Here is a 15386-nt window from a genome sequence, read left to right as displayed (position 1 = left end):
GGGACCCATGGCCCCGGCCTTCCGTCACGCGTGCGCGGTGCGGTTAGGAGATGACCTTCTCCTCGCCGCCCTCGATCTTCACGAACTTGCCGCGGTGGATTTCCACGCCGTCCATGTCCTCAAGCTCCATGCCCTTGGTCTCGGGCACCTTGAAGATGACGAAGAACAGCGACAGGAGAGCCATCGCCGCGTAGAAGCCGTAGGCGAAGGTGAGGCCGATGTCCGCGAAGACCGGGAAGGTCATCGTGATGGTCCAGTTGGCCAGCCACTGGGCGGCGGCCGCCACGGCGAGCGCGACCGCGCGGATCTTGTTCGGGAACATCTCGCCCAGGAGGACCCACACGACGGGGCCCCACGTGGCGGCGAAGAACGCGGTGAACAGGTTGGCGCCGCCGAGCGCGATGCCGCCCCACGCGCCGTCGAGAGCGGCGTTGCCGTCGGCGTCGACGGTGGCGGTGGAGAACGCGATCGCCATGGCCAGGAGGGACACGAACATTCCCGACGAACCGATAAGCAGCAGGAGGCGGCGGCCGATCCGGTCCACGAAGATGATCGCGACGATGGTGAAGACGATGTTGGTGATCGACGTGATGGTCGAGGTGAGGAACGCCTGGCTCTCGTCGAAGCCCACCGACTGCCACAGGGACGTGGAGTAGTAGAAGATCACGTTGATGCCGACGAACTGCTGGAAGACGCTCAGCAGGATGCCGATCCACACGATCGGCATGAGGCCGAATCGCTTGCCGCGCAGGTCGCGCACCGACTGGTTCTCGTCGTGACCGATGGAGCGCTCGATCTCCGCGATGCGGTGGTCGACGTTCGACTCGCCCGAGTACTTGCGCAGGACCTCGGCGGCCTCGTCCTTGCGGTTGCGGAACACCAGGTAGCGCGGGGATTCGGGGAGCTTCAGCGCGGCAAGGCCGTACACGAGGGCCGGCACCACGCAGGCGAGGAACATCCAGCGCCAGGCCTCGATGCCCAGCCAGAACTCGTTGTCGGCGCCGCCGGCACCCTCTGCGAACAGCTGGTCGCTGAGCAGCGCGGCGAAGATACCGAGCACGATCGCCATCTGCTGCAGCGAGCCCAGGCGGCCGCGGTACTTGGCCGGCGCGACCTCGGCGATGTAGGCGGGCGCGATCACGGAGGCCGCACCGATGGCGAGACCGCCGACGATGCGCCACAGCATGAGGTCCCACACGGCGAAGGCGAAGCCGGAGCCGATCGCGGAGATGAGGAACAGGATCGCGGAGATCACCATCACGCGGATGCGGCCAAAGCGGTTGGCGATGCCTCCCGCGAACCAGGCGCCCACCGCGCAACCGAGCAGCGCGGAGGCGACTACGAAGCCGGTGACGCCCTCCGAGAGGTCGAAGACGCCGGAGATCGAGTCCACCGCGCCGTTAATGACGGAGGAGTCGAAGCCGAACAGGAAGCCACCGAGGGCGGCGCCGATCGTGATGCCAAGAACCTTGCGATTCAGTTTCGCATCGGCGATCGGTGCGGGGGACTGGGTGCTCACGGGGAGACTCTCGCTTTCTCGTCAGCCGCGGCGGCCATCGCCGCGGGTGTCGCTCCGCTCACCCTAACGCCGCATCGTTCGCGTCGCCCAGGCGAGTGACCAGGGCCGATGCAAGCGCCGGGGCGAGGTCGCCACGAGGGGCGACGCTGACCGACTCCAGTCCCAACCATCGCGCCATGGTGGTCAATTCCCGTGCAGCCGCGCGGGCCACCGCGGAGTCGGGAAGGCGGCGGGCCCCCGGCGCCCGCCCCGGCTCGCGCCAGGACGCCTGCACCAGCAGGGCGCCGGCCTTGCGGTCGGCCTTAAGGTCGAACCGCGCCGGGATCTGGTCTCCCACGAGGAGGGGCAGGCAGTAGTACCCAAACTGACGCTGCGGCTCCGGGGTGTAGATCTCGATCCGGTAGTCGACGTCGAACATCCGCTTCAGGCGCGGCCGGAACCAGCACACCGGGTCGAAGGGGCTGAGGAGCGCTGTCGCGCCGGCGCGTCCCGGGTCGGCAGCGCCCGCCGCGAGGAGGGCCGGCTCGCCCCAGCCCTCGACGCTCACCCAGGTGGCGATCCCGCGCTCGACGGCCGAGGCCGCCCACGCCTTCGCGCCCGCGACATCGGGCGTCTTGGGACCCGCCTGGTAGCGCAGGCGGAAGTGGTCCGCGAGGTCGCGCGGGGTGCCGATGCCGCACGCCGCTATAGCGCGGTCGAACAGCGCCTGCCTGGCGTCGTCCGCCGATAGGCCCCAGTCGCCTTCCGCGCTGGCGGGCGACAGCTCCCACGCGCGCGCCGTCGAGTCGTAGGTTCGCGCGAAGTGCCTCCCGCGCGACGCCGCGACGCCGCCGGTCATGAAGAGGTACTCGAGGGCGCGCTTGACGAGCCCCTGGTCCCACCACGGCCCACGCGGGCCCTCCGCGGAAGCCAGGTGCTCGAGGTCGCGGGCGATGACGGGGCCGTGCTCCTCGACCGCGGCCTGCACCGCGGCGATGAGGCCAGGATGGGCCGCCTCGAGCTCGGCGCGCGTGCGGGCCTTCCACGACTCGCCAGCGACCATGCGGTGATGCATGAGCGGCAGCAGGTCGTGGGGCATCACGGACGCCTCGTGGCCCCAATGCTCGAAGGCCTCGGCCGCGTGCCCCGCTTCGTGCCCCCATAGGACGTGGTCGGCCATCGCCGTGTCGTAGGGCCCGAGCCTTGAGTAGAAGGGCAGGTAGTGGGCGCGGGCCAGCACGTTGACGGTGTCGAGTTGAAGGACGCCTTGGTGCTCGAGATAACGCGCGATGTCCGCGGGCCGCGCGCGCCGCCGCGGCCGGGGCCCGGCGAGCGACTGGGCCGCGAGAAAAATGCGCCGCGCCTCGCGCGCGCCGAGGTCGGTCGAGGCGGCATCGACGCCGGTATCCACGCTCATGGGGACACCCTAGTAAGGGGCGCTGACACGCTCGCCCGGCCACCGCATCGGCCGTCCCGAGGGCCGATTTCACTTTCTGGTCTCGTGGCGTGTACCCTAGTCCGGCTGGCCCCGATAGCTCAGTCGGCAGAGCGTTTCCATGGTAAGGAAAAGGTCCAGGGTTCGATTCCCTGTCGGGGCTCCAAGGATGGCTCGCCGCCGTCTCTCTCGCGAGAGCGGCGGCGGTCCCATTCTCGCGGCGGGGTAGCTCAGTTGGTTAGAGCACACGACTCATAATCGTGGGGTCGCGGGTTCAAGTCCCGCCCTCGCTACGACGCGGACGATCCGTCCGCTTTCGCGCTTATCGCATAGCGCGCCCTCACAAGGCTGGGAGAGAACCATGGCCAAGAACGACGTTCGTCCGAAGATCACGCTCGCGTGCACCGAGTGCAAGGACCGCAACTACATCACGCGCAAGAACCGTCGCAACAACCCTGACCGTGTGGAACTCTCCAAGTTCTGCCGGAAGTGCGGCAAGCACACCGCGCACCGCGAGACGCGCTGATCTACCGATCTGCCAGGCCCGTTCCTCCGCAAGGAGGGGCGGGCCTTTCTCGTTGTCCCGGCGTGTCCCGCCGGCAACGTTCGCACGCGTGAGATAGAGGGGCGCGGACGGGGTACGCTATCGCCGCATCCCCACCCGGACAAGCGCCGTCCCCGCGCGCGCCGGGTGGATTCATTTTGGGAACTCAGCACCCATTAAGTCACTGAGGAGACACTCATGTCCGCGCCTGCGCGCACCGGCCTGCTCGGCCGCGTCGACGGTTACTTCGAGATCACCGAGCGGGGTTCCACCTTCGCTCAGGAGATCCGCGGTGGCCTCACCACCTTCTTCACCATGGCCTACATCGTGGTGCTCAACCCGCTCATCATCGGCACCGTCGCTGACGGCCAGGGCAACTTCCTGGGAGGCGGCTCGGAGCCGAACATCCCGCTGGTCGCCGCCGCCACCGCGCTGATCGCGGGCCTGCTGTCGATCCTGATGGGCGTGTGGGCACGCTTCCCGCTGGCCATGGCCGCAGGACTGGGCATCAACGCCTTCCTGGCGTACGGCATCGCGTCGCGCGAGGGAATGAGCTGGCCCGAGGCCATGGGCTTCGTAGTCATCGAGGGCATCGTCATCACGCTGCTGGTCCTCAGCGGCTTCCGCAAGGCCGTCTTCGCGGCCGTCCCCGCGTTCCTCAAGCAGGCCATCGCCGTGGGCATCGGCCTGTTCCTGGCGTTCCTCGGTCTGGCCGATGCCGGCATCGTCACCGCCGGCTCCGGCACGCTGGTGCAGTTCGGCCAGGGCGGCTACATCTCGACGTGGCCCATGGTCGTGTTCTTCATCGGCCTCGTCACCGCCATCGTGCTGATGGTGAAGAAGGTGCGCGGCGCGCTGCTCATCTCGATCGTCGTCGCGACCGTGGTCGCCGTCATCGTCGAGGCCGTCGCCTCGCTCGGCTCGTCCACCGACAACCCCGACGGCTGGGCCCTCGTGGTGCCCTCCGTTCCCGACTCGCTTGTCGCGGCCCCCGACTTCTCGCTCGTGGGTCAGGTGGACCTCTTTGGCGGCTTCACCTCGCTGCCGGTCCTGACCGCGCTGCTGCTGATCTTCTCGCTGCTCATCACCGACTTCTTCGACACCATGGGCACCATGACCGCGGTGGGCGCGGAGGCCGGCCTGAACGACAAGGACGGCAACCCGCCCCGCTCGCAGCAGGTGCTGCTTGTCGACTCGATCGGTGCCGCCGCCGGTGGTCTCGGATCGGTGTCCTCGAACACCTCGTACGTGGAGTCCGCCGCCGGCGTGGGTGACGGTGCGCGCACCGGCCTCGCCCCCGTGGTGACCGGCCTCGCGTTCCTGCTGTCGACCTTCCTCACGCCGCTGTACGCGCTGGTGCCGTTCGAGGCGGCGAGCCCCGTGCTCGTGGTCGTCGGTTTCCTCATGGTGTCGCAGATCGCCGGCCTGGACTGGAAGGACTACCGGATCGCCATCCCCGCGTTCCTGACCTTCATCGTCATGCCGTTCGGCTACTCGATCTCGGCGGGTATCGGCGTGGGCTTCATCTCCTACGTGATCCTGCAGATCGTCACCGGTGGCGCCCGCAAGGTCCACCCGCTGATGTGGGGCACGGCCGCCGCGTTCGTCCTGTACTTCGCGCTCGGCCCCATCATGAACGCCGTCGGCTAACCCCCGACACGCGCGTCACGCCCCCGTCCCCCGTGCAGGGAGGCGGGGGCGTTTTCGTGTCCCCACCCCCTCCCCTCTGACGCAAATGTCCGCATTTGCGGCGCGAGGGAGGCGCCGGGGGAGCTGGAGGGGGAGGGGGACGCGACCGTTCGCTAGGCTGGCGGCGTGCCAGTGAATCCCGATGCCGTGGGCCGCGAGTACGGCCCCTTCGAGCCGTACGAGGTGACGCGGGTGAAGATCCGCGAATTCGCCGATGCCGTCGACGCCCGTTCCGGCGCCCACTACGACGTCGCCGTCGCGCGCGCCGAGGGCTACGCCGACCTCGTCGCCCCCTCCACCTTCGCCGTGATCATCGCGCAGAAGGCCGAGTTCCACGTGGTGGTCGACCCCGAGGTGGGCGTCGACTTCTCGCGCGTGGTGCATGCCGAGGAGCGCTTCACCCACGTGCGCCCCATCGTCGCGGGGGACGAGATCTCCGCCACCATTCACATCGACGGCATCAAGCAGCGCGCGGGCATCGCCATGGTGACCACGCGCGCCGAGCTCGCCGACTCGGACGGCGCTCCCGTCGCCACCGTGATCTCGACGCTCGCCGTGAGGGAGGACGCATGACCGAGTCGACCAGCCCCACGTTTGCCGGGCTCGAGGTGGGCCAGGTGGTCGCCGAGCGTGAGGTCGCCCTCACCCGCGACTCGCTCGTGCGCTACGCCGGCGCGTCGGGTGACTTCAACCCCATTCACTACAACGACGTGGTCGCCGAGGGAGTGGGCCTTCCCGGCGTCATCGCCCACGGCATGCTCACCATGGGCGTGGGTGCCTCCGTCGTTGAGGAGTGGGCCGGCGCTGGAAACGTGTCCGATTACCAGGTGCGTTTCACGCGCCCCATCCCGGTGCCCAATCCTGGCGAGGCCGTCGTGGCGGTGCGCGCCGTCATCGGCGCGCTCGACGAGGAGCGCCGTACCGCACGCGTGGACCTCACCGTCGAGCACGACGGCGCGAAGGTGCTGGGCAAGGCCCAGGCCGTCGTCGACTGCGACTAGACACAGGCGGTGGCCGATGCGGTGGCCGGGCTAGCGGCTCGGCGTCACCGCGGCGGTCGTCGTCCCCAGGCGTAGTTCGAGCGGGGTGAGGACCGGCGTCGGCTCCTCGCCGGCGAGGAGGTCCTTGACCGCCTTCGCGAGGGCGTGGCCCTTCTCGACGCCGTCCTGGAACACCGTGGTGAGCTCGAGCGGGGCGAGCCACGGCAGATCGAGCCCGTCGAAGCCGGTGATCGACACGTCGCCGGGCACGGACAGGTCGAGCTCGCGCGCGGCGAGGACGGCGCCGGCGGCCAGGAGGTCGGACTGCACCACCAGCGCGGTGGGCTGCGACTCGTGGGTGAGGGCAAGGTGGCCGGCGGCGATGCCCTCGGCGACCATCGACTCGCGCGTCTCCACGACCACGCAGGGCTTCACGCCGGCCAGGCGGAACGCCTCGAGGCGGTGGTGGGCGGGCGCCCACGACGTCTCGGGCCAGTAGTCCACGGGGCGCAGCGACGTCTCGAGGCCGGGGGCGTGCGGCAGCGTGATGGTGCCGATGCGCTCGTGCCCCAGCTCCCGCAGGTGCTCGATCAGTTCCACGGTGGCGGAGGTGTCATCGATCGTGACCTGGCCGCCGCCCGCGGGGGGCTCGGCGTCCATGACGACCACGGGCAGGCCGCGCTTCTTGAGTATGGCGAGGGCGGGGTCGTCGTGGTCACGGACGCGCAGCACCACTGCCGCGTCCATCGGGGCCGACTCGAGCAGTGAGGTCTCGCCCTCCTCGCCGCGGGGGGCGGGGATCAGCAGGGCGCCCAGGCCCATCTCGCCAAGGTCGGAGATGAGTCCATCCATGACGTTGAGGATGAGCGGGGCGCGGAACGCGAGGGTGAGCGAGTCGTGGATCACGACGCCGACCACGCCGGAGCGCCCCGAACGCAGCGCCCGCGCCTGCGCTGAGGGGCCGGTGTAGCCCAGCTCCTCGGCGGCGCGCACCACCTTCGCCTTCATCTCGGGCGAGATGGGACCCGCTCCGGAGTAGGCGAGGGAGACGGTCGACAAGGAGACCTTCGCCTTCGCGGCGACGTCAGCCATGGTCGGTCGACGGGTCCTGGCCACAGCGCCTCCTGTTCGTGGGTGCTCCTACACTAGTGCCGCCCCATTTTCCCCCGCCAAATGGATCCCATTGGTTCGTCTAAGGCCTTAGGTGCACCAAGTGGATCCATTTGACGGTGACGTGTCAGGAGTCGCGCCAGTGCCGAGAGTCCGCATTGCCCCCACCACGACGCCCGATGCGGGGCGGGTGCGGCAGGCACGGCTCGGCGTCCTCGCGCTGTTCGCCCTCATGGGCGCGTGCATGGCGACGTTCCTGTCGCGCGTCCCGACCATCCGCGACCTGCTCGGAGTCAGTTCGGGCGAGCTGGCGCTGCTCATCGCGCTCGGCGCCATCGGCTCCCTGATCGCGCTGCTCGTCACGGGCTGGGCCGCCGCCCGCTTCGGCACCCGCGCCCTCCTGGTGTGGTCGAGCGTCGGCTGGGCCGTGGCGATCGTGCTCGTCGGCCTGTCTACCGCGCTGTCCGCGACCTGGCTGTTCTCGCTGGGCTACTTCCTGGTGACCTTCTCGATGGCCTTCACCAACGTCGCCATCAACGCCGAGGCCGCGACCGTCGAGCGCTTCATGGGCCGCGCGATCATGAGCCAGTTCCACGGCACGTTTTCCCTGGGCGTCGCGATCAGCCTGGGCGTAGGCGCGGCGCTCAGCCACGCGGGCGTCGACCCCGTCTGGCACTTCCTCGGCGCCGCCGCGGTGATCACCGCCGTCCGCCTCGCGATCGTCCCCGTCTCCTGCCTCGACGGCAGCGCCCAGCCCGCCACCGCATCGGCCACGCTGGGAGGGCCCTTCGCCACCGCGAAGGCCGAGTACCGCGAGCGACGCGTCATCCTCATCGGCCTCATCGTGTTCGCCGCGTCGATGACCGAGATGACCGCAGCGCAGTGGATGGCCCTCACCATCGTGGACGACTTCGGACGCCCCGAGGCGATGGGCGACGTCATCTACTGGGTGTTCGTGGTCGCGATGGTGACCGTGCGCTGGTTCGGCGCGCCCATCATCGCGCGGCTGGGCCGCGTGGTGTCGCTGCGCATCTCCGCTGTGCTCGTGGTCGCCGGCCTGCTCGTGTTTGCCTTCGCGCCGTCGTTCGCCTGGATCCCCGTGGGCGCCGTGCTGTGGGGAATGGGAGCGGCGCTCGGAGTCCCGATCGCGTTCACTGCCGCCGCCGACGACCCCACCCGCGCCGCCGCTCGCGTCGCCGCCGTGGCGTCCTTCTCCACCGTGGCGGGCCTGCTCGTGCCGCAGCTCATCGGCTTCCTGGGCGAGGTGGTGCCGCTGCGCGACGCCCTGCTCGTCGTGGCCGCGGCCTCCGCCACCTCCTTCCTGCTCGCGCGTGCCGTCCGCACGGAGGGAACGCTGTTTGGCTCGCAGCGCCTTGCCAGGCGCCGGGCCGAGCGCGCGGCGCTCGAGGCCGACGAGGCGGGGGCGGGAGGCGCCGGCTACATCGCCGACGACGAGGACGGCGCCCCGGCGGGGGACGCCGGCACCGGCCGCGCCTCCTAGGCTGGGACGCATGACGACCCTCGCCGAGCTCACCACCCTGCGCGTCGGCGGCCCCGCCCGCGACGTCATCGAGGCGCGCAGCGAGCGCGACCTTATCGACGCCGTACGCGAGGCCGATGCCGCCGGCACCCCGCTGCTCATGCTCGGCGGCGGCTCCAACCTCCTGGTGGGCGACGAGGGCTTCGACGGCGTCGTGGTGCGCGACGCCCGTGTGGACATCTCGCTGCAGAACGACGGCGCGTGTGGCGGGGTGTCCATCACCGCGTCCGCTGGCACGCCCTGGGACCACCTCGTCGAGACCGCCGTGTCCGAGGACTGGATGGGCCTCGAGGCGCTGTCGGGCATCCCCGGCTCCACGGGCGCCACGCCCGTCCAGAACGTCGGCGCCTACGGCCAGGAGGTGGCGGACACCGTCGCGCTGGTGCGCGTGTGGGATCGCGCGGAGGAGCGCGTGCGCTCGTTTCCTCTTGTCGCCCTGCAGTTTGGCTACCGCGACTCGCTGCTGAAGCGGTCGATGCGGGGCGAGGCCCCCGACGGCGGTGTGTGGCGCCCCACCCCGCGCTACATCGTTCTCGACGTCACCTTCCACACGCGCATGGCGAGCCTCTCGGCGCCCATCAAGTACGCGCAGCTCGCGGCGGCCCTTGACGTCGCCGAGGGCGAGCGCGCGCCGCTGACCGAGGTGCGCGAGGCGGTTCTTGCGCTGCGCCGCTCCAAGGGGATGGTGCTCGACGGCGCCGACCACGACACCTGGTCGGCCGGATCCTTCTTCACCAACCCGATCCTCACCCGGGAGGCCGCCGCGGCGCTTCCCGAGGACGCTCCCCGCTTCGCGGCGACCGGCGGCATGGTCAAGACGTCCGCCGCGTGGCTCATCGAACGCGCGGGCTTCTCCCGCGGCTTCGCCGTCGCGGCCGATGCCCCGGCGTCGCTGTCCACCAAGCACACCCTCGCGCTCACCAACAGGGGAGGGGCGACGGCCGCCGATGTGGTCGCCCTCGCCAGGGCCGTCCAGGCGGGGGTCGCTGAACGCTTCGGAGTGGAGCTGGTGCCCGAGCCCGTCACCGTCGGCGTCACGCTGTAGCGACCCGCCGCATCGGCCACCCGCACCGACGCCGGGGGACATGCACGAAGGCCCGGCCATCCTCGCGGAATGGCCGGGCCTACGTGGTGTGAGGGACTACCCGTCAGCGGCGATCGCCTGCAGGATGTCCAGCCTCGAGGCACGGTAGGCGGGCCAGATGGCGGCCAGCACTCCCGCGATCGCGGCGAGCACCGTGTAGACGATGAGCCAGACCCACGGGATGGTGACGCCGTCGAAGCCGAAGTCGGCAAGCGACAGCACCAGCGCCGATCCGAGCGCGACGCCCAGCACCATGCCGAGGATCGTGCCGAAGACGGCCATGATCATCGACTCGATGGTGATCATGCGCCACACGGAGCGGCGCTTCATGCCCACCGCGCGCAGCAGCCCGATCTCGCGGGTGCGCTCCGTCACCGACAGCAGCAGCGTGTTCGCGACGCCCAGCAGGGCGATCACGAGCGCGGAGCCCAGCAGCGCGGAGATGATGCCGAGCAGCAGGTCGATGAACTGGTTGGCGAGCTGCTCGAGCTGACCCGGCTGGGCGAGGATCACGAGCGGGAAGTCCTCGCTCAGTGCTTCCTGGATCTTCTCCTGCTGGTCGGTGAACGTGATCTCCCCGGCGGCCGGCTCCTGGTCGTCGGGCACCACAGTGTCGTCGAACACCACGAGGGTCTGGACGGCCTGGACGTCGCCGAACAGCTCGTCGCCCGTGGGGAACGTCACGAAGAAAGCGCCCTCGTTCTCGTTGAGGTAGCGGCCCGTCACCTCGAGCGTGACGTCGCCCTCCGTGCCGGTGAGGGTGACCTCGTCGCCCACCTCGACGCCGAGCTCTTCGATGACGGGGTTGATGTAGACCTCGCCGTCCGACAGGTCGCCGATGGCGGGGTCGGTCGCGTACTCGTAGGTCTCCGCCGCCGTCTCGGGGTCGATGACGCCCACGGCGTATTGCGTGCCGTCGTAGTCGGCGGTGCCGAAGCCGATGGAGCTGGTGAACTCGACCCCGTCGACGCCCGCGATCACGTCGATCGCCCCGTCCGGGATGGGGCCCTGGGTCGAGGTCGCGAAGAGGTCGGCCTTGGTCGACGAGAACTCCGACGTGACGACCGTCTTGAGGGACTCGGTGAACGTCGCCACGAGGGCGAGCAGCATGACGCCGATCATCAGCGCGGCCGCCGTGTTGGCGCTGCGGCGCGGCTCTCGCTGGATGTTGTTGGCGGCGAGCTTGCCGTCCACGCGGAACCACGACGTGAGCGGGCGGCGCATGGCCCCCGCCAGCGGCGACAGCAGCTGCGCGGCGAGCAGGGTGACGCCCACCACGAGGACCGCCGCGCCCGCGCCCACGTAGATGTAGGGCTTGTCGAGGTCGACGTAGAGGCCGAGGGTCACGAGGCCAGCGCCGATGAGGGCGAGCGCCCCGCCCACGATGTTGCGCACCTTGAGGGGCTTCTTGCCTCCCGTGGCGGACTCGCGGAGCGCCTCCATGGGCGCGACGCGCGACGCGTGAAGCGCCGGCAGGAGGGCGGACACCAGCGTGACAGCGCCGCCCATCACGTAGGCCCACACGACGGCGTCCCACGGGAGCGTGAGCGTGCCGAAGATGTCGCCGGCAAACAGCGACACGATCCAGGAGAACGCGAGCGCCAGCAGGTAGCCCATGACGATGCCGAGCGTCGAGGCGAGGATCGCGACGATGACAGCCTCGAGCAGGATCATCGAGCGAATCTGCCGCCCCGTCACGCCGATCGCACGCATGAGGCCGAACTCGCGCGTGCGCTGGGTGACGATGATGCGGAACGTGTTGACGATGATGTACGCGCCCACGAAGAGCGAGATGCCGGCGAACGCGATCGCGAAGATGTCGACGTACTGCAGCACGTCGTCGAGCGCCTCGGTCTGCTCCGCTGCCTTGTCCTCGCCGGTGATGGCGCGGGTGCCGTCGGGGATGACCTCGTCGATGCCGGCGACGACGGCGTCGAGGTCGGCGCCCTCATCGGCGATCACGCTGACTGACGCGTAGTTCGGGTCGTCGGCGAGGCGATGGGCGTCGGCGTCGGAGATGTACGCGAGCGTCGCGCCCTGGAGGTTGTTGTCCTCTCCGAAGCGCACGGTGCCGACGAGGGTGAACTCGTCCACCCCGGTCTCGGTGGCGATGGACACTGTGTCGCCCAGGGAGTAGCCCAGGGTCTCGAGCGAGTCGATGTCGAGGGCGATCTCGCCGTCGGCCTCGATCCCGCGGCCGTCCACGACGGTGGACTGGTCCACGGAGGGCTCCCCGTACCAGTTGAAGATCTGGCTGGGGGCGCCGCCGCCCGTGGCGAGCGCGTCGGTCGACGTCTCCCCGGCATCGGCCGGGAGCACGGTGCCGGACACCTGGAGGCCGCCGGCGGCGATGGCGACGCCGTCCACGTCGCCGATGGCCATGACGTCCTCGGGCGAGAAGACGCCCTCGGCGGCGGCGAACGGGTCGCCGCCCTGGTCCTCCTCGGAGGCGGCCCCGGGGTCGATCTCCACCACGATGTCGGTGCCGGCGTAGATGTCGTCGAACAGATCGGAGAAGCCCGAGGACAGCGCGTTGGTGAACGTCTGCGTGGCGGCCACGAGCGAGACGCCGAGCGCCACCGCGACAGCGGTGAGGATCAGGCGTTTGGGATTGTGCCTGACGGACTTGAAGGCAAGGCGGAACATCAGTGACCCATCTGCTTCATGCGGTCCAGCACGCGGTCCGCGGTGGGCTCGCGCATCTCGTCGACGATGGTGCCGTCCTCGAGGAAGAGGATGCGGTCGGCATACGACGCGGCGGTCGGGTCGTGCGTCACCATGACGATGGTCTGGCCGAACTCCTTCACGGCGCGCTGCATGAACGCGAGCAGCTCGGCGCCGGACTTCGAGTCGAGGTTTCCCGAGGGCTCGTCGGCGAAGATGATCTCCGGGCGCGACACGAGCGCGCGCGCCACAGCGACGCGCTGCTGCTGGCCGCCGGAGAGCTCGGCGGGAAGGTGGGTGAGGCGCTGGCCCAGGCCCAGGATGCCGATGATCTCGTCGAACCAGGCCTTGTCGACCTTGGTGCCCGAGATGTCGAGCGGCAGCGTGATGTTCTCGCGCGCCGTCAGCGACGGGATGAGGTTGAACGACTGGAACACGAAGCCGATGTACTTGCGGCGCACCTCGGTGATCTGCGCCTCGGACAGGCTCGTGATGGTGGTGTCCGCAATGGTGGACTGTCCCGCCGAGAGCTTGTCCAGGCCCGCGAGCGTGTGCAGCAGGGTCGACTTGCCCGAGCCCGACGGCCCCATGATCGCGGTGAACTCGCTGCGCGCGATGTCCACGTTGACACCGTCGAGGGCGCGGACCGCCGCCTCCCCGGTGCCGTAGTCCTTGTAGCCGTCTCGCATGGACGCCGCGAGGGCGGGTGCGGCGGTGGAGGTCATGGTGGTGCCTTTCGTTCGGCAAAGGGGGAGCAGACGTCAGCGTCGACGCGCCCAGTCTGCCAAGGATCGGGGCGCGCGTCCCATCCCCCACACGGACGGTTCGGCCCTCCCGTTCTCAGGGTTCACCCCGTGGGGGTGGGGCCGATGCGTGGCTGCGGCCGATGCGGTGGCTAGCCGCGGGGGACGACGATGCCTGACTCGTACGCCTCCACGACCGCCTGGACACGGTCGCGCACGCCGAGCTTGGTGAGGATGTGGCTCACGTGCGTCTTGACGGTGGTGGACGACACCCACAGTTCCTGCGCGATCTCCTGGTTGGACATGCCGCGGGCGATGAGCCTCAGCACCTCCACCTCGCGATCCGACAGGTCGCCAATCGCCTCGGGGGAGGGAACGTGCTCCGCGGGGTCGGTGTGGGCGAAGCGTTCGATGACGCGGCGCGTCACCTGCGGCGCGAGCAGCGCCTCCCCGGCCGCGACGACGCGCACAGCGTTGACGAGGGTGTCGCCGTCGGCGCTCTTCAGGAGGAAGCCGGAGGCGCCCACCCGGAGGGCCTCGTAGACGTACTCGTCGTCGTCGAAGGTGGTGAGGATGACCACGCGCGTCTCGGGGTTCGCCTCGAGCACCGTCGAGGTCGCCGCGAGGCCGTCCATGCCTGGCATGCGGATGTCCATGAGCACCACGTCGGGGGTGTGCTCGCGCGCCATCGCTGCGGCCTCGGCGCCGTCGGACGCCTCCGCCACCACGGCGACGTCGTCCTCGGCCTCGAGGATCATGCGTAGCCCCACCCGCACCATCGCCTGGTCGTCGACCAGCGCCACCCGGATCATCGGTCCTCGCTTCCCGCCGCCTGAGCGGCCTCTCGCACCTGGTCGTCTCCCGAGGGAAGCACGGCGTGCACCTCGAATCCTCCGCCGCGGCGCGGGCCGTGCGAGAGTGCCCCGCCGAGCGCCTGCACCCTCTCCGCCATGCCCGCGAGCCCGTGGCCGCCGCTGACCCTCGCGCCCTCGGAGCCCACGCCGCGGCCGTCGTCCTCGACCGAGATGCGCACAGCATCGGCCGTGCGATTGACGATGACCTGGGCGCTCGCGCCGGGGCCCGCGTGCTTCATGGCGTTGGTGAGGGCCTCCTGGATGATGCGGTAGGCGCTCACCTCGACGCCGGCGGGAACGTGGGCGGAGCCCGACACCTCGAGAGTCACGGGCAGTCCCGCCTCGCGCACGTGGCGGGCGAGGGCGGGAAGCGCCGCCAGCGAGGGCATGGGGGACAGCTCGTCCCGCACCGGCGGGCGCTCGGCGCCGTGGCCGCCCACGAGGGCGCGGTCCACGACGGCGCGCTCGGCCGCCTCCTGCTCGGAGGCGCGCAGCACGCGGATCATGCGCTGCATCTCCTCGAGGCCCTTGCGGCCGGAGGCGGCGATCGTGACGAGCGCCTCGGTGAGCTCCGGCGACGCGTCGCGGGCGCGGCGCCGCGCCCCCTCCGCCTGCAGGGTCATGACGGTCATCTCGTGTGCCACGACGTCGTGAAGCTCGCGGGCGATGCGCGCGCGCTCGGCCCTCACCGCATCGGCCGCCACCTCGTAGCCCGCCTGCTCGCGCCGCGCGTGAGCCACCTCGAGCTCCGAGACGCGCTCGCGGCGACGCCTGTCGTTGAGCCCGAGCAGCAGCGGGATGGCGATCCCGAGCGGCTCCATGAGCAGCGCGTAGGCGCCGATGGAGTCGATGGTGACGATGCCCACCGCGGTCCACGCGAGCATGATGCCGAGCAGCACCCCGCACTGCTTGATCACCGTGGTGCGCGGCGCAAGCGACGCGACGGTGTAGACCGCGAGGAACAGGCCGAGCATGGCCGGTGTCGGCTCGTAGCCGAGGCCGGCCATCGCCATCCAGAACGCGAACGTCACCCACATCACCACGCGCGGATAGCGCTGGCGCCACACCAGCGGCACCACGAGAGCTGCCATGAGGGACCATCCGAGGGGGTCCATGCCGCGGTAGCTGTCGATGGGGACGCTCGTGAGCTGGAGGGTCCAGGCGACAGACACCACCATGAGCCCTGCCGCGATGGCGGCGTCGACCCACCGCGGTGCTCTCACGTCCACGCGCCCAGCGTAGGCG

At 70.3% G+C, this 15386-nt stretch carries 13 protein-coding genes and 2 tRNA genes; 8 read left to right on the top strand and 7 right to left on the bottom strand.

Annotated elements, in window-relative coordinates; translation table 11 throughout:
* Positions 1-43: 43 nt before the first annotated feature.
* Both B7K26_RS03800 and B7K26_RS03795 read right to left on the bottom strand, forming a co-directional pair.
* Positions 44-1519, bottom strand: a complete 1476-nt coding sequence (locus B7K26_RS03800) for a sugar porter family MFS transporter (RefSeq protein ID WP_143340440.1) — start codon at positions 1517-1519, stop codon at positions 44-46.
* 58 nt (positions 1520-1577) lie between these two features.
* The gene (locus B7K26_RS03795; protein WP_084077318.1) at positions 1578-2915 is read right to left on the bottom strand and encodes a winged helix-turn-helix domain-containing protein; all 1338 of its coding nucleotides are present in this window, start codon (positions 2913-2915) and stop codon (positions 1578-1580) included.
* A gap of 108 nt (positions 2916-3023) precedes the next feature.
* On the opposite strand from B7K26_RS03795, the gene B7K26_RS03790 reads away from it, so the two are divergent.
* The 6 genes from B7K26_RS03790 (at position 3024) to B7K26_RS03765 (ending at position 6167) form a co-directional block, all read left to right on the top strand.
* Positions 3024-3099, top strand: a tRNA-Thr gene (locus B7K26_RS03790).
* A gap of 53 nt (positions 3100-3152) precedes the next feature.
* Positions 3153-3226 (top strand) — tRNA-Met (locus B7K26_RS03785).
* Between the two features lie 68 nt (positions 3227-3294).
* Positions 3295-3459, top strand: a complete 165-nt coding sequence (rpmG, locus tag B7K26_RS03780) for a 50S ribosomal protein L33 (protein WP_042213233.1) — start codon at positions 3295-3297, stop codon at positions 3457-3459.
* A gap of 216 nt (positions 3460-3675) precedes the next feature.
* Positions 3676-5127, top strand: coding sequence for an NCS2 family permease (locus B7K26_RS03775; protein ID WP_084077317.1), 1452 nt, complete (start codon positions 3676-3678; stop codon positions 5125-5127).
* 165 nt (positions 5128-5292) lie between these two features.
* Complete coding sequence (locus B7K26_RS03770; RefSeq protein WP_084077316.1) at positions 5293-5739, top strand: MaoC family dehydratase N-terminal domain-containing protein; 447 nt, start codon at positions 5293-5295, stop codon at positions 5737-5739.
* A complete protein-coding gene (locus tag B7K26_RS03765) occupies positions 5736-6167 on the top strand; it encodes a MaoC/PaaZ C-terminal domain-containing protein (RefSeq protein WP_084077315.1) in 432 nt (143 codons plus the stop codon). The genes B7K26_RS03770 and B7K26_RS03765 overlap by 4 nt, the downstream gene beginning before the upstream one ends.
* Positions 6168-6197: 30 nt before the next feature.
* On the opposite strand, the gene B7K26_RS03760 is transcribed toward B7K26_RS03765, so the two are convergent.
* Positions 6198-7238, bottom strand: coding sequence for a LacI family DNA-binding transcriptional regulator (locus tag B7K26_RS03760; protein WP_084077314.1), 1041 nt, complete (start codon positions 7236-7238; stop codon positions 6198-6200).
* 160 nt (positions 7239-7398) lie between these two features.
* Here B7K26_RS03760 and B7K26_RS03755 point away from each other — a divergent pair, with 160 nt between their 5' ends.
* Both B7K26_RS03755 and B7K26_RS03750 read left to right on the top strand, forming a co-directional pair.
* Entirely contained in the window at positions 7399-8757 is a 1359-nt protein-coding gene (locus B7K26_RS03755; RefSeq protein ID WP_143340439.1) for an MFS transporter, read from the top strand.
* A gap of 10 nt (positions 8758-8767) precedes the next feature.
* Entirely contained in the window at positions 8768-9841 is a 1074-nt protein-coding gene (locus B7K26_RS03750; RefSeq protein ID WP_084077312.1) for a UDP-N-acetylmuramate dehydrogenase, read from the top strand.
* 96 nt (positions 9842-9937) lie between these two features.
* Here B7K26_RS03750 and B7K26_RS03745 read toward each other — a convergent pair whose 3' ends face one another.
* From B7K26_RS03745 to B7K26_RS03730, 4 genes are all read right to left on the bottom strand, one after another.
* Complete coding sequence (locus tag B7K26_RS03745; protein ID WP_084077311.1) at positions 9938-12526, bottom strand: ABC transporter permease; 2589 nt, start codon at positions 12524-12526, stop codon at positions 9938-9940.
* Positions 12526-13269: an ABC transporter ATP-binding protein gene (locus tag B7K26_RS03740; protein ID WP_084077310.1), complete on the bottom strand. Its 744-nt coding sequence runs from the start codon at positions 13267-13269 to the stop codon at positions 12526-12528. The genes B7K26_RS03745 and B7K26_RS03740 overlap by 1 nt, the downstream gene beginning before the upstream one ends.
* Positions 13270-13439: 170 nt before the next feature.
* Entirely contained in the window at positions 13440-14099 is a 660-nt protein-coding gene (locus B7K26_RS03735) for a response regulator transcription factor (protein ID WP_084077309.1), read from the bottom strand.
* Positions 14096-15370 carry a sensor histidine kinase gene (locus tag B7K26_RS03730; protein ID WP_084077308.1) on the bottom strand — a complete coding sequence of 425 codons (1275 nt, stop codon included), beginning with the start codon at positions 15368-15370 and terminating at the stop codon, positions 14096-14098. The genes B7K26_RS03735 and B7K26_RS03730 overlap by 4 nt, the downstream gene beginning before the upstream one ends.
* Positions 15371-15386: the final 16 nt, after the last annotated feature.

The organism is Demequina sp. NBRC 110057 (genome assembly GCF_002090175.1).
Lineage (GTDB): Bacteria > Actinomycetota > Actinomycetes > Actinomycetales > Demequinaceae > Demequina.
This window is presented reverse-complemented; position numbering and strand designations above follow the sequence as displayed.

Bases quoted from the DNA above. Each gene is read 5' to 3' on its own strand.
- B7K26_RS03795 (WP_084077318.1), bottom strand. From the start codon at position 2,915: ATGAGCGTGGATACCGGCGTCGATGCCGCCTCGACCGACCTCGGCGCG.
- rpmG (WP_042213233.1), top strand. From the start codon at position 3,295: ATGGCCAAGAACGACGTTCGTCCGAAGATCACGCTCGCGTGCACCGAG.
- B7K26_RS03775 (WP_084077317.1), top strand. From the start codon at position 3,676: ATGTCCGCGCCTGCGCGCACCGGCCTGCTCGGCCGCGTCGACGGTTAC.
- B7K26_RS03765 (WP_084077315.1), top strand. From the start codon at position 5,736: ATGACCGAGTCGACCAGCCCCACGTTTGCCGGGCTCGAGGTGGGCCAG.
- B7K26_RS03760 (WP_084077314.1), bottom strand. From the start codon at position 7,238: ATGGCTGACGTCGCCGCGAAGGCGAAGGTCTCCTTGTCGACCGTCTCC.
- B7K26_RS03750 (WP_084077312.1), top strand. From the start codon at position 8,768: ATGACGACCCTCGCCGAGCTCACCACCCTGCGCGTCGGCGGCCCCGCC.
- B7K26_RS03745 (WP_084077311.1), bottom strand. From the start codon at position 12,526: ATGTTCCGCCTTGCCTTCAAGTCCGTCAGGCACAATCCCAAACGCCTG.
- B7K26_RS03740 (WP_084077310.1), bottom strand. From the start codon at position 13,269: ATGACCTCCACCGCCGCACCCGCCCTCGCGGCGTCCATGCGAGACGGC.
- B7K26_RS03735 (WP_084077309.1), bottom strand. From the start codon at position 14,099: ATGATCCGGGTGGCGCTGGTCGACGACCAGGCGATGGTGCGGGTGGGG.